Source organism: Actinoplanes sp. NPDC051513 (assembly GCF_044454685.1).
Taxonomy (GTDB): Bacteria; Actinomycetota; Actinomycetes; order Mycobacteriales; family Micromonosporaceae; genus Actinoplanes.
In genome coordinates this window covers 13,602-27,364 of sequence record NZ_JBITDW010000038.1, presented here as the reverse complement: position 1 = coordinate 27,364, position 13,763 = coordinate 13,602, and the positions used below count along the sequence as shown (strand labels likewise).

The window sequence follows — 13,763 nt, the reverse complement described above, 5'->3', positions numbered from 1 at the left end:
CGTGCTCTTCGCCCTCTCGACGCCGGTGGCGTTCGCCGCCCTCGTCGCGTCCTTCCTGCTCGGCCTCGTGCTGCGCGCCGTCGCGATCCGGATAGCCGCCCGCCGCCTCGGCTTCGCCCACCGCGGCGAGTCGATCACCCCGCGCCTGCGCGAGGACGTCGACCCGTTCGGCGCCGTCGCCGCCGCGATCGGTGGCATGGGCTGGGGCCGGCAGCTCTCGGTCGACGAGATCCCGCGCAACCGCGGCCGCGGCCGGGCCGCCATGGTCTTCCTCGCCGGCCCGCTGACCTGCATCGTCATCGGCGAGATCCTGGTCGCGGCGTACGCGCTCGCGTTCTCGGGAGATCTCCTGACGTTCATCGGCCCCGCCGACGTGCTGCTCGGCATCGACCTGCCGGTGGGCCAGACCATCCTGCTGTCGCTCGGGGTGGGGCTGCTCAGCTTCGGCCTGCTCGCGCTGATCCCCATCCCGCCGCTCGACGGGTTCGGCGTCCTCCACAGCGCGCTGCGCCGCCCCGGCAACGGCATGCAGTGGATGCGGCTGTGGTTCGAGGACAAGAACATCGGCGTACTGATCCTGCTGATCTGCTGCCTGTTCCCCCTGCCGTACTCGTTCCTGCTGCGCATCCTCGACGCGCTCGGGCTGTTCTTCGTACGCGTGTGGGGCTGATCTTCGCTGCGCCCCAGTCACCTGTGCTGACCTGCGGCGTTGAAAGGTGGTTGTGAGCCCGGAACAGCTTGTCGTGCCCGTGGTCTACGGTCAGCAGGTGCCTGAAGACGCTGTGCCCCCCACCTCCGACGACGTCGACGTAGCGCCGGGTGCGGAAGATTCGGGCAAATTCACCGTACGGCTGCAGAACTTCACCGGCCCGTTCGACCTGCTGCTGCAGCTGATCGGCAAGCACAAGCTCGACGTCACCGAGGTCGCCCTGCACACGGTGACCGACGACTTCATCGCCTACATCCGCGCCATGGGCGACGACTGGGACCTCGGCGAGGCCAGCGAGTTCCTGCTGGTGGCCGCGACCCTGCTCGACCTCAAGGCGGCCCGGTTGCTGCCGGCCGCCGAGGTGGAAGACGAAGAAGACCTGGCCCTGCTGGAGGCGCGCGACCTGCTCTTCGCGCGGCTGCTGCAATACAAGGCGTTCAAGGAAGCGGCGGCCTACATCTCCGACCTCGAAGGCACGGGGGCCAAACGCTACCCGCGCGCGGTGTCGATGGAGCCGCGGTACGCGGAGGCGCTGCCCGACCTGGTGCTCGGCATCGGGGTGGAGCGCCTGTTCAAGCTGGCGTTGAAGCAGTTTTCGCCCAAGCCCGGGCCGCCGCAGGTGTCGATCGCGCACATCCACCAGGTGCGGGTGAGCGTCCGCGAGCACGCCCAGCTGCTCCGCGACCGCCTGCGGCGCGCGGGGAGCGCCACGTTCACGCTGCTGATCGCCGACTGCGAGAACACGCTCGAGGTGGTGGCGCGGTTCCTGGCGTTGCTGGAGCTCTATCGCGAGGGGCTGATCGAATTCGAGCAGCCGGTGTCGCTCGAGGAGCTGACGGTCCGCTGGGTCGGCGGCGACGCGGCCGACGTCGAGCTGGACATCGACGACTACGAGGGCAGCAAGCTCGACCCCGATCAAGCGGGCGCGCCGCCGCCGGATGAGTCGGATATGGCGGGGGATTCGGATTTGTCCGCTGAAGACGGCGACGACGATGTTGCCCGCGACGGCGATGTTGCGGGCGACGGCGATGTTGCGGGCGACGGCGATGTTGCGGGCGACGGCGATGTTGCGGGCGACGGCGACGTTGCGGGCGACGACGACGTTGCGGGCGACGGCGACGTTGCGGGCGACGGCGACGTTCTGGGTGGCGGCGACGTTGCGGGCGACGGTGGCGGGGCAGTTGAGGCGGCCGTTGGATTTGACGTGGGCGAGGATCGCGGTGATCTTGGCGGGGGAGATGACGAGACGGCCTCGGCCGTGGTGGAGGAGCGATCGTGAGCAACGACGAGCGGTCCGAGTCGCTGGCCCAGCAAGCCGCCTCGTGGGTGCCGCCCTGGGAGCGGCAGCAGCGGCCGCCCGATCGGGCATATCAGGCCGAGGCCGAGGCGCGCGCGGCGGCCGGGGAGGCCTCCGACGATGTCGAGGACCAACCCGACGACGAAGAGGTTCGGTCGGAGGCCGGGTTCTCCGACGATGACGACTACGACAAGGCCTTCGAGGGGACGAATCCGCCCGGATACTGGTCGCCCGGCTCGCCGGAAGCGCCGGCCGAGACCGACCAGGACGACGTCGATGCGGGCCACGTTGACGAGGGCGACGCTGACGACGGCGAGACCGACGAGGACGACGCTGACGAGGACGAGACCGACGAAGGCGAGACCGACGAGGACGACGCCTATGCCGGGGAGCCCGAAGAGGCGGCTCTGAGCGGGGCGGCGGACGATGAGCCGGTCGGTGTGGATCAGCCGCTCGAGGTCGCCGGGGAGGAGCCGGAGCCGTCGGCGGGCGAGATCGGGCCAGAGCTGCCGATGCCGGAGGCCGTCGAGGAGGCGGCTGAGGAGGCCGAGGACGAGGACGAGGCTCCCGTGGACGCGCCGCTCCCGGCGGACGGCGATGATGCGGGGGACGTGTTCGATCGGGCGGCCGATGACGATGTCAGCGATGACGGGGTCGATGACCTGCCGTTCGGGGACGGGGATGACGCTTCGGGGGAGGACCCTGACGGGCGGCCGGCCGCGGGCGCTGACGGGCCGGCAGCGGACTCCGGCGCGGCGCCGGGCGTAGGCGGGGGCGATCTCGGTGGCTCGGCGGGGGTCGCAGCGGCGGGAGCATTTGCGGCGGGGACAGTGGCGGCGGGGGCCGTTGTGGCCGGGGAAGTGGCGGGAGATCCGTCGAGCACGCTGCCGGCGGCGGGCGACGTGGCCGAGCGGGCGCGTGCTGTCAACGCGGTGCCCGAGCAGGGGCGACGGCGGAAGGACCCCGCTGCTGCGGTTGAGGACGCGGCATCCCGTACGGATAATGATCTTCCGGAATTGGTGGATGACGGTGAGTTGAGCGCGGCGCTCGAGGCGATCCTGCTTGTCGTCGATGAGCCGGTGGCCGAGATGCAGCTTGCGCAGATTCTGGAGCAGCCGACCGAGCGTGTGGCGGCGATGCTGGAGGACATCTCGGCGCGGTACACGGCGGCGGGGCATGGGTTTGATCTGCGGCGGGCTGCTGGTGGCTGGCGTCTCTACACGCGTCCGGAATATGCGGCCTACGTCGAGCGGTTCGTGCTCGACGGGCAGTCGGTCCGGCTGACCCAGGCGGCGCTCGAGACTCTTGCGGTCGTCGCCTACAAGCAGCCGGTGACCCGGTCGCGGATCTCGGCCATCCGCGGCGTCAACTGCGACGGGGTCATGCGTACGCTTGTCACGCGCGGCCTGATCGAGGAATGCGGCATCGAGGGCGAGACGGGGGCTCACCTGTATCGCACCACGCCGCTGTTCCTCGAGAAGCTGGGTCTCAACTCGGTCGATCAGCTGCCGCCGCTCGCCCCATTCCTGCCCGACGATGTGGAAGAAGTACTCGATGCCCCAGGCTGACACCGCCGAACGCCTCCAGAAAGTGCTGGCCGCCGCCGGTGTGGGGTCCCGCCGCGCCTGCGAAGATCTGATCTTCCGGCGGCGGGTCACCGTCAACGGCAAGGTCGCCAAGCTCGGCGACAAGGTCGACCCCGCCACCGCCGAGATCCTTGTCGACGGGCAGCGGGTGATCACCGACACCAAGCTCGTCTACATCGCGATGAACAAGCCCCGCGGCGTCGTCACCTCCCTCGACGACGAGAAGGGGCGCACCGAGCTCGCCGACTTCCTCGGCCAGTTCGACCAGCGGCTCTTCCACGTCGGGCGCCTCGACGCCGACAGCGAGGGCCTGCTGCTGATCACCAACGACGGCGAGCTGACGAACAAGCTCACCCACCCGTCGTACGGGATCTCCAAGACCTATCTCGCCGAGGTGGTCGGGCCGCTGCCCCGCAACGTCGGCCGGCAGCTGCTCGGCGGGGTCGAGCTCGAGGACGGGCCGGCGCGCGTCGACGCGTTCAAGCTCGTCGACGCGCTCGGCAAGACCGCCCAGGTCGAGATCGTGCTGCACGAGGGGCGCACGCACATCGTGCGCCGGATGATGGACGCCGTCGGCCACCCGGTCACCCGGCTGATCCGTACGGCGGTGGGCCCGATCCGGCTCGGTGACCTGCGGCCGGGCGGGTTCCGGCACCTGTCGAACGCGGAGATCGCCGCGCTCTTCAAGGCCGTGTCACGCGACGACGACTAGTTTTCCGACGGTGTGCTCGCGGGCGAAATCGGTCAGCGCCCGCGGGCCCTCGTCGAGCGTGTAGCGCCTCGTGACCGTCGGGGTCAGGTGGATGATCTTGTCGATGCCGCTCTCCATGTCGAGCACCATCTCGAAGGTGACGTCGTCGCGGTCGATGAACTCCGGCTTCGGCGCCGGGAACGTGATCGTGTAGAGGCGGCCGCCGGGGTTGAGGCTTTTCGCCGCTTCCTTGAGTTCGTTGGTCGGTAGCACCAGGTTGAGGACCACGTCCACGTCGATCGGGTACTCGCCGTAGGCGGTCGGCTCTGCCCCCATTTCTCGGATAAATCCGGCGTCGTCGGGTTTGGCCGTGGCGATGATCTTTCCGGCTTCGAGGGCGGGGAGCAGCGTCGTGCCTACCCCGCCGGTTGCGCCGATCACCAGGACCGTCTCGCCGGGCTGGATCTTGGCCTGGGCCAGCAGGGCGTTGGTAGTCAGGCCTACCGTCGGCAGCGCGGCCGCGGTGATCGCATCGAGCTCGGGCGGCCTTTTCGCGATGAAGGGCGTGTCGGCCTCGAAAACCGCATATTCCGCTAGCGTCCCGGTGGTCAGGCTCGGCTTCGGGAACGGCAGCATCCCCGCCATCGCCCGCGGAATGCCATGACCAAAGATCAAATCCCCTGGCGCGTACGTCGTCACGCCGTCACCGACCTCGGTGACCGTTCCCGCGAAGTCGCACCCCGGCACGTGCGGGAACGTCAGGTCGACGATCCCATGGAAGGCGCCGCTCGCGACCCGCAGGTCGATCGCGTTCAGCGAGGCCGCCGCGATCCGCGCCTGGATCTGCCCCGGGCCGGCATGCGGGGTGGGGATGTCGCCGACCGTGTATTCGCCGCACTTCTCGACCAGCACAGCCTTCATCGCTGCTCCTCAGCTCTGCGTCACCGCTCTAAGCGGACCGTGCGGTCACGTTAGGCATAACCGGACCGGACGGTCAACTTGTTAGGGTCGCTGCTGTGACCCGAGCCCTGCGCGCCGACGCCGCGCGCAACCGATCGCTGCTGCTGGCGGCGGCCACCGAGGAGTTCGCTTCCCGGGGCATGGATGCGTCGGTGGCCGACATCGCCCGGCGGGCCGGGGTCGGCAAGGGCACGGTCTTCCGCCACTTCCCGACCAAGGACGACCTGATCGCCGCGATCGTGCTGGACCGGGTCGATTCGCTCGCCGAGCTGGCCCGCTCGCTGTATCAGGCGCCGGACGCCGGGGCGGCGCTGTTCGAGTTCCTCGCCGCGGCCGCGGGGAAACAGCAGCAGCTCGACTTCTCGTTCCTGCGGGACGCCGGAGAGATCAACGACCGGCTGGCCTCGGCGCGGGAGCGGCTCTTCGCGGCGATCGTCGCGCTGGTGGAGAGGGCGCAGGGAGCCGGAGCGGTGCGGACGGACGTCACCGGGCTCGACGTGATCCTGATGATGTGCGTGCCGTCGCACGTGGTCAGCTTCGTGCCGGGGGCGGGGCCAGAGCTGTGGCGGCGTTACCTGGCGCTGGTGATCGACGGGTTGCGGCCGGAGGGGGCGCATCCACTCGGGCCGGCATCGCCGATGAGCGTCTAACGGCCGAGCAGGGCGGAGTCGGGTGCGTTTCCGCTCTCCGCGTTCAGGGCCGCCAGCACGGAGGCGTACATGCGCGTCTTGATTGTCTGCAGTGCGGGACCGGCCTTGGAAGCGTGCTGCTGAGCGAGGGCGATCGCACGACCCCGCACCTCGGATTCGGGCAGCGCTTCGTCGACGATCTGCTTCCCGTACGCGTCAATGCCGCCGAAACGACGGGCCGTGACCATGGCCTCGTGGGCGGTCTGCGGCGTCAGCCGCGACTGGATCAGCGCGCTCATCCCCACCGAGAAGGGGATGTTGATGTCGGCCTCGGGCAGGCACCAGTAGCCGCGGTCGGCGCGCATCACCCGGAGGTCGTGGCAGAGGCTGAGCATGGCGCCGGCGGCGAATGTGTGCCCCTGAAGGGCGGCCACGGTGACCACCGGTAGACTGAGTACGCGGGCGAAGAGCGCGTGCACCGCGGTCGTGTACGCGGTGAACTGCTCGGAATGCTCCATCAACCACTCGAGGTCGAGACCGTTCGACCAGATCTTGCCGGTCGCCGTGGTGACCAGGGCGCGCGGCTCGTCGCCCTTCTCGACCTCGTCGAGCAGGGAGTTGACCGCGGTCAACCAGTCGGGGTGGAAGCGGTTCTCGGTGTCGCCGAGATCGAGCACGAAGACGGCGTCGTGACGGTCGAGTGTGGGCATGGTCTCGCTCCCTCCGCGTTACTCGTCGGTAACATACCCTAGTTCGTCGATCCTTACCACGGCGGGCACAATGGGAGGGTTGGGTCGGGCGGGCGAACTCAGGAGGAACGGTGGCGGAAGAAGTACGGCCGGAGAAATGCGTGGTGGCCGTCGACGGGCCTTCGGGTTCGGGCAAGTCCACCGTCTCCCGGCGACTCGCCGCCGCCATCGACGGGGTGTATCTCGACACCGGCGCGATGTACCGCGCGGTGACCTGGGCGGTGCTGCAGGCCGGCGTCGACCTGGCCGACCCCGAGGCGATCGCCAAGATTGTCCTGGAGACCGAGTTGTCGATCGGCACCGATCCGTCCGCCCCGCACTTCGCGGCGAACGGCGTCCCGGTCGACGGGCCCATCCGCGGGCCCGAGGTGACCGGGGCGGTCTCCGCGGTCGCCGCCGTGCCCGCCGTCCGCCGGCAGTTGGTCGCGCTGCAGCGGGCGATCATCGCCGGGCAGCCGCGGATCGTGGTCGAGGGGCGGGACATCGCCTCGGTGGTGGCCCCCGACGCCGACCTGAAGGTGTATCTGACCGCGTCGCCCGCCGCCCGCGCGGCCCGGCGCAGCGCCGAGGACGCCACCGATGTGGCCGCCACCTCGGCCGACCTGGCACGCCGCGACCAACTCGACTCCTCCCGGGCCGCCGATCCGCTGCGCCAGGCCTCCGACGCCCTCGAGGTCGACACGACCGGCATGGGGATCGACGAGGTCGTCGCGTACCTCTTGAAGCTTCTCAACAGCAAGGTGAGTCAGTGAGTGACCTCTCCGCCGGGGACCTGGATATCTCGGATATTTCCGATTCCACCCCGGCCGGCCCTGTTCCCGTGGTCGCCGTCGTCGGCCGTCCCAATGTAGGCAAATCGACGCTGGTCAACCGCATCATCGGCCGCCGCCAGGCGGTCGTCGAGGACGTGCCCGGGGTGACCCGCGACCGCGTCCCCTACGACGCCCAGTGGACCGGCCGCCGCTTCACCGTCGTCGACACCGGCGGCTGGGAGCCTGACGCCCGCGACCGCGCCGCCGCCATCGCCGCCCAGGCCGAGATCGCCGTGCAGACCGCCGACGTCGTGGTCTTCGTCGTCGACGTGACGGTCGGCGCCACCGACGTCGACGAGGCCGCCGTGAAGATGCTGCGGCGCAGCCACAAACCGGTCATCCTGGTCGCCAACAAGGCCGACAACCAGAACCTCGAGATGGAGGCCGTCAGCCTCTGGTCGCTGGGCCTGGGCGAGCCGCACCCGATCTCGGCCCTGCACGGCCGCGGCTCCGGCGACCTGCTCGACGACATCCTGCACGCACTGCCGTCCCCACCGCCGATCATCGAGGGCGCACCCCGCGGCCCACGACGGGTCGCGCTCGTCGGCAGGCCCAACGTCGGCAAGTCGTCGCTGCTGAACAAGGTCTCCAAGGAGGAGCGCGCGGTCGTCGACCCGGTCGCCGGCACCACGGTCGACCCCGTCGACTCACTGGTCGAGATGGACGGCGAGGTCTGGCAGTTCGTCGACACGGCCGGCCTACGCAAGCGGGTCAACCAGGCCTCGGGCACCGAGTACTACGCCTCGCTGCGAACCGCCGGCGCGGTCGAGGCCGCCGAGGTCGCGGTAGTGCTGCTGGACGCCGCCGAGGTGATCAGCGAGCAGGACCAGCGCGTCCTGACCCAGGTCGTCGAGGCCGGCAGGGCGCTGGTGATCGCCTTCAACAAGTGGGACCTGGTCGACGCGGACCGGCGCATCTACCTCGACAAGGAGATCGACCGCGAGCTGAAGCGCATCCCCTGGGCGATCCGGGTCAACATCTCGGCCAAGACCGGCCGAGCGGTCGACAAACTGGCGCCGGCCCTGCGCCGCGCCCTGGACTCGTGGGAGCAGCGCGTCCCCACCGGCGCCTTGAACCAGTGGCTGACCGCTTTGACCCAGGCAACCCCTCATCCCGTACGGGGTGGGCGCGCGCCGCGGATCCTGTTCGCCACACAGGCGGGGGTGGCGCCGCCGCGCTTCGTGCTGTTCACGACCGGGCCGCTGGATGCCGGGTACATCCGGTTCATCGAGCGCAAACTCCGGGAGGAGTTCGGGTTCGAGGGGTCACCGATCGAGGTGTCGGTCAAGCCCCGGAAGAAGACCGGACCGGGGGGTCGCGGGAAGGCGCACGGGTAGAGGTTGTAGGGTGGTAGAAGTTGCCGCGCGGTGCTTGGTTGGCCGGGTGGCATCGGGCTGTAGCGCAGCTTGGTAGCGCACTTGACTGGGGGTCAAGGGGTCGCAGGTTCAAATCCTGTCAGCCCGACGTGGTGAAAGGCCAGCTCAGCTGGCCTTTTTAATTTCCCGCCGTAAATACTTCCGGATCTCCATGACACGCATTTTTGCCCGAACGCGCGTACGGTTTGCGGAGTCGTCGGTGATTGCGTCCATCTTCCGGCCCCTGGGGGAGTGCGGAGGCGGCCTTCCGGTGCTCGTGGCGCATCGAGAAGATGGCGTTGACCAGGTGTTCCTTTCCGTGATCCGACTGATCGCCGATGTGCGCCTGCGACCTTGAGTATTGCGGTTGTTCGATGTCCACTCTGGATGATCGTGACACCTCGGCGACACGAACGTCCGTACGGTGATCTTGGTGCGGTGGCCGGGGATGCGGGCCGTGCGTGTGCCCGACGGGTGCCATGCTGGTCGCTTGCCGGCGGCTGGCTTCCTGGCGGCTGGCGGCCGGCTCGGGCCTCGTGGCGACGCTTGAACGGTGTCCCGGCGAGGGGTAGATCGTCCTTTCGCTTGGACTCGCCATGACTCCATGATCCGGCTCGGTAGAGGGTCGCGGAAGTGGTCCGTGGTGGTCTCCGGTGGTCCGGCGAGGTTCACCGTCGTCCGGCCGGGCTGAATCCATTGGCCTTGGTGATTTCCGCCTGGGGTGGGTGTGGACCAGGTGATGGATGGTTGAGCCGATCGATGGCTCGTCGACGCAGTCAACCTCCTGCAGAGGTGCCGGCCACGCGCGGTGTGTCCGAGGGTGCCGTTATCGTGTCGCCTGCCGTGCGGTCGGCATTGGCGGCCAGGGCCATCTCGGGCCTCGTGACGGCGCGGCCGGTGCAGCTCACCCCTGACCGGCCCGCTGGTCGGCTTGGCCCTCGGACAGCTACTCATCGGCCCGCTCTCCGACGCGATCGGCCGCTGGGCGCCACTTGCTGGTGTCGGTGTGCACCTACACGCATCGTTGCTGTGCGTGATCGCACCGAACCCGGTGGCCGTCGGCGTGCTGCGTGCCCTACAGGGTCCCGGGCACGGCCGCGGCCGCAATGGTAGCGATTGCGATCGCCCGGGACCCTGTTCAGCGGGGTCGCCGGTTCACCACATCGTGTGTATCTGACGCGGCCTGATGGCGCGCAATTGGCCCTGCGTTGGCCGTGACACCAGCTTTCAGCCCCGACTTCTCGCCACAGCCGAGGTAGTCGAGGTTTCGGAACACGCGCGCACTGCTTTGCGCACGGGCGGCGTGTCACGGAAGATCTCCTTGTGACTGAGCCGATCGATCTGCCGAGACGTGACGAGACGCATCAGGTGGAGCGCGACGGCGTTGTCGAGGTGAACCACATGATCACAAAGCGATTGAAGTGGATTTTCCGCGAGCAGCCGATCGCCGATTACGGCATTGACGGGCACCTGGAGGTCGTGTCAGGCGACGACCAGGTCACTGGCAAGAACATCGGCGCGCAGATCAAGAGCGGGAAGTCCTGGTTCGATACAGCGGCTCCTGGGGGATGGTTATTCGCCGAGTCGACCCTTAAGCACTACAACTACTGGCTCGGACACAGCTTGCCTGTCATTCTGATCTTGCATCACCCGACCACCGAGAAGCTGTACTGGCAGATCGTCGACCAGACCACCGCCACGCGCACGGGTAAGGGCTTCAAGGTGATCGTGCCGGAGGCCAACGTGCTGGACGTTTCGGCGAAGCCGGCGCTCGAGGACATCGCGCGCCGGTTGGGGCCGGCGGCGATCGCCGTTTATGACCGGTCGCTGCAGGTTCTGCCGTGGCCGACTGTCAATGCCCTGCAAACGGCTGAACAGGTCGATCGGACCGCGGCCGCCCGGGTGGCGCAGGTTCTCGCTGAGGGCCGCGCCCAGCCGCGCTTTGCAGTCCAGCAGCTGTTGGCCGCAGCGCCGAGCTGGCTGGTCGGTAGCACCGCAAGTCCGCAGCTGTGGGCCGCTACCGCCGGGTACGCCAATTCCCATGGTCAGCACGATCTCGCATTCGATGCGTTCGACCGGTCCGTGCGGGCGGGCGGTCCGCGGACGCCAAGACGGCGGGCACTTGCCGGCCTCGCTTTGATCACAGTAGGGCGGCGCCGCGAGGCGCGGACCTACCTTGAGCAGGCCAGGGCCGAGGGTGCGGTGCTTCTCGCCGACGTGGGCTTGGCCGCCCTGTCCATGCCCGGCGACCACGCGGCGCAGCTCGAGGTTCCCCCATCGATGCGGGAGGCGACCGACGACGAACTTAACGCCGAGCCCTCGGTGTTGAACTTCCTGGCCGAGCAACGCCTTCGCGACGCCGATATCGATGGGGCCATCGCGTTCGTGCGGCGGGCCGTCACCGGACCTGAAGAACGCAACCCCGACATGCGGCTGCGGCTGGCGGAAATGCTGCGTCGCCGCATCCAGGAGCACGCCGGGTTCGGTGGACCAGACAGCATCGAAGCACGCGGACATGCTCGCGCTGCACGCGACGAGTACCGCCGGTGGTCCGGCCCGAGCGAGAACGCCCTCGCGGAGCTTCTCGATCTGGAAACCCTCGATGGCGACCTGGCCACTGTGGTGAACCTCGCGCTACCGGCTGCGGCCGGCGGGTCCGCGACCGACCGAGAAGCCGCAGCCCCAGAGATCGCCCGCCGGGGTGCTGCCGCCGCCCAGATGTCCGACCGCGGCGATGCCTTGGCGGTCTTCAAACAATCGCTGAACTCGGATCCGTACCTGGACCAGCTCGCCGCGCAGGAACTCGAACTGCGCGGAGGCGATCTGACACAGCGGCGGCAGGCGTGGCTGCGCGCAATGCGTACCGCCGATGACGACCGCAGCCGCGCCGCCTGCATCCTGCGACTGGCCGACCTGGGGGTGTGGCCGATCCCGGAGGCTGAAGACCTGCGCGACCGGTCAATAACTCCTGAATGGACTTACCAGCTCGCCGAATCCGTCGCACAGGCCGCACAGGGTGACCCCGACGGCGCGATTCCGTCACTGCGGCTTATGGCACAGGATCGCGTCATCGCCGCAGTACGTCTGATCATGGTGCTCCAGCGATACCACGGCGGTGCCGCGGCCGCCAGGGAATGGCGCCTTCAGTACGCCCGGTGGCAGGACGCGATGCTCGCCGAGGTCCTCCCGTCAGCCGCGTGGACGGAAAGCGAGGCCGATACGCCGTCCGTGGTCACCGACCTACTCGCTGACACCCGTCTATCGGGCGATACCCGTGCCCTGCTCCGCCGCCAGCTAGTCCAGCATTTGAGCGGGAGCGGCGACTGGGACCGCCTTATCCGAGTGTGCCAGGCAGGTCTGCATGAAAATCAAGACAACTATCTGGTCTGGAGCCTGGCCCAGGCCTTCTACACGATCCGCGACGCTCCCGCAGCCCGCCGCGCTCTCGACCAGCACCGTCCCAACCCGGACACCGAGCAGCAGGCGCGACTCTGGGCGCAGCTGCACCTGGGCGTCGATCTCACCGACCAAGACGCTGCAACCGCAGCGGATCTAGCTGAGCGTTTCGGCGACGTACCCGAACTCGTCGAAGGGCTCATCGGTCTACTGCGCCGCGAGCAGCATCGCCGGCGGCAAGGCCAATCGTTGCCGTGGCCACAGGCACTGCTCGACCGCATCGAGGCGCTGACCGCCAGGGTTTACGCGGACGTGGATCCGGACACGATCGCCGAGGCGACCGTGACCGAACAGCTCGGGCAGATCGGCTACCAGCGACTCGAGGAGCTCCGGCAACGAGTGCAGCAGGGTCGGGAGCCGCTCGCCGCGCTGGCGTCGCTGGTGCGCAGCCCATACGGCAGGATGCTGCTGCTGCGCACCGCTGGCATGACCCCGGCCACCGACCTCGAGCCGGGGATTGCCGCCGTCGGAACGGCCACCGCCCGCCAGGCCCTACACCAAGGCAGCGTCGTGGTGGACCAGTCCGCGTTGTATCTGCAGCAATTACTCGGCCGCGATGGCGAACTGCTGAGGATGCGATTCGCGGAACTGCACACCCCGGCCAGCGCCGCCGACGACGCCACCCGCACCCGCGACAGCGTCTGGGCCGCCACCGCCACCGACGTCATCTTCGGGATCTACAACGGGCAGCCACGGCGCGAGCACATCCCAGCCGAACGGCGCGCCAGCCTACGCGTCCACGCAGCCGAACTCGAAACGATCACCACCCGCCTGAGCCGCCACGACATCGAACCCAGTCATGGCCCAGCCCAAGACGCGATCGCCCTGGCCAGCCGCCTTGGCCTCGCCCTATACGCCGACGATGTCGCGCTGCGCCAGAACGCCCGCGCTCGGGGAGTCCCCGCTTTCAGTACCACCGACCTGATTACCGCAGCTGGGTTGTCAACCGACAAAACGCGCGAAATGGTGCTTCGGCTGGCGGCCGAATACGTCGTCGACCTACCGCTCAGCGGCGACGACCTAGCTCAACTGGAACCCGACGGCGACTGGAGTGGCGCCGGCCTGCTCAACATCAGCCGCGGCCAGTGGTGGAAACGAGCCGGCGCCAGCCGCATCGACCAATGGCGTTTAGTGGCATCTCATGCTGCCCGCGTGTCCGGCGACAACCTCGTGCTCGTCACAAAATACGCGCTGTACGGGAGCCTCCAGGATTGCCCACCCGCGCAACGCACCCAGCGCTACCAGCAGATCGTGGTGGCGGCCATTGATGCCGCTCACGAAGGTGGCCTACCAGTGCCCGGCGACTATCTTGCTCGTCTCGCAGAGGCGACGGCCGACGGGATCGCGCCAAAGCCGCGCTTCGTCTTGCTTGCCCTAGCCGACACTATGCGACAACGAGGGGTAGACGATCCTTGGGCAGCGGCGGCCGAGATGCTTCCGGCATTCTCTGATGCTGAAGATTAGACGGCCAGCCGCCACGTCCACGCCGCAGCTCCATTGTCAACTTTGCCCGGCGCCC

At 68.7% G+C, this 13,763-nt stretch carries 10 protein-coding genes and 1 tRNA gene; 9 read left to right on the top strand and 2 right to left on the bottom strand.

Features of this window, described 5'->3' with window-relative positions; genetic code table 11:
* Position 1 precedes the first annotated feature (1 nt).
* The 4 genes from ACIA5D_RS49030 to ACIA5D_RS49015 all read left to right on the top strand — a co-directional run bounded on the left by ACIA5D_RS49030 (position 2) and on the right by ACIA5D_RS49015 (position 4,304).
* Positions 2–670, top strand: a complete 669-nt coding sequence (locus ACIA5D_RS49030) for a hypothetical protein (protein WP_396037613.1) — start codon at positions 2–4, stop codon at positions 668–670.
* 79 nt (positions 671–749) lie between these two features.
* Positions 750–1,988, top strand: coding sequence for a segregation and condensation protein A (locus ACIA5D_RS49025; protein ID WP_396037653.1), 1,239 nt, complete (start codon positions 750–752; stop codon positions 1,986–1,988).
* 680 nt (positions 1,989–2,668) lie between these two features.
* Positions 2,669–3,574, top strand: coding sequence for an SMC-Scp complex subunit ScpB (scpB, locus tag ACIA5D_RS49020; protein WP_396037652.1), 906 nt, complete (start codon positions 2,669–2,671; stop codon positions 3,572–3,574).
* Positions 3,543–4,304 (top strand): pseudouridine synthase, encoded by a 762-nt coding sequence (locus tag ACIA5D_RS49015; protein WP_396037612.1) that lies wholly within the window; start codon positions 3,543–3,545, stop codon positions 4,302–4,304. Before scpB ends, ACIA5D_RS49015 begins: the two co-directional genes overlap by 32 nt.
* Here the strand turns inward: ACIA5D_RS49015 and ACIA5D_RS49010 are convergent.
* Positions 4,287–5,204: an NADP-dependent oxidoreductase gene (locus tag ACIA5D_RS49010; protein ID WP_396037611.1), complete on the bottom strand. Its 918-nt coding sequence runs from the start codon at positions 5,202–5,204 to the stop codon at positions 4,287–4,289. The genes ACIA5D_RS49015 and ACIA5D_RS49010 overlap by 18 nt on opposite strands.
* 95 nt (positions 5,205–5,299) lie before the next feature.
* Between ACIA5D_RS49010 and ACIA5D_RS49005 the strand changes: the two genes are divergently transcribed.
* A complete protein-coding gene (locus tag ACIA5D_RS49005) occupies positions 5,300–5,893 on the top strand; it encodes a TetR/AcrR family transcriptional regulator (protein WP_396037610.1) in 594 nt (197 codons plus the stop codon).
* Here the strand turns inward: ACIA5D_RS49005 and ACIA5D_RS49000 are convergent.
* Positions 5,890–6,582, bottom strand: a complete 693-nt coding sequence (locus ACIA5D_RS49000) for an enoyl-CoA hydratase/isomerase family protein (protein WP_396037609.1) — start codon at positions 6,580–6,582, stop codon at positions 5,890–5,892. The genes ACIA5D_RS49005 and ACIA5D_RS49000 overlap by 4 nt on opposite strands.
* 110 nt (positions 6,583–6,692) lie before the next feature.
* Between ACIA5D_RS49000 and cmk the strand changes: the two genes are divergently transcribed.
* From cmk to ACIA5D_RS48980, 4 genes are all read left to right on the top strand, one after another.
* Positions 6,693–7,373 (top strand): (d)CMP kinase, encoded by a 681-nt coding sequence (gene cmk / locus ACIA5D_RS48995; RefSeq protein WP_396037608.1) that lies wholly within the window; start codon positions 6,693–6,695, stop codon positions 7,371–7,373.
* 20 nt (positions 7,374–7,393) lie between these two features.
* Positions 7,394–8,770, top strand: a complete 1,377-nt coding sequence (der, locus tag ACIA5D_RS48990; RefSeq protein WP_396037651.1) for a ribosome biogenesis GTPase Der — start codon at positions 7,394–7,396, stop codon at positions 8,768–8,770.
* A gap of 53 nt (positions 8,771–8,823) precedes the next feature.
* Positions 8,824–8,897 (top strand) — tRNA-Pro (locus ACIA5D_RS48985).
* Between the two features lie 1,214 nt (positions 8,898–10,111).
* Entirely contained in the window at positions 10,112–13,708 is a 3,597-nt protein-coding gene (locus ACIA5D_RS48980) for a DUF4365 domain-containing protein (RefSeq protein ID WP_396037607.1), read from the top strand.
* The last annotated feature ends 55 nt before the right edge of the window (positions 13,709–13,763 follow it).

Coding starts and splice junctions, on each gene's coding strand:
- ACIA5D_RS49010 (WP_396037611.1), bottom strand. CDS start 5,204: ATGAAGGCTGTGCTGGTCGAGAAGTGCGGCGAATACACGGTCGGCGAC.
- ACIA5D_RS49000 (WP_396037609.1), bottom strand. CDS start 6,582: ATGCCCACACTCGACCGTCACGACGCCGTCTTCGTGCTCGATCTCGGC.
- ACIA5D_RS49015 (WP_396037612.1), top strand. CDS start 3,543: ATGTGGAAGAAGTACTCGATGCCCCAGGCTGACACCGCCGAACGCCTC.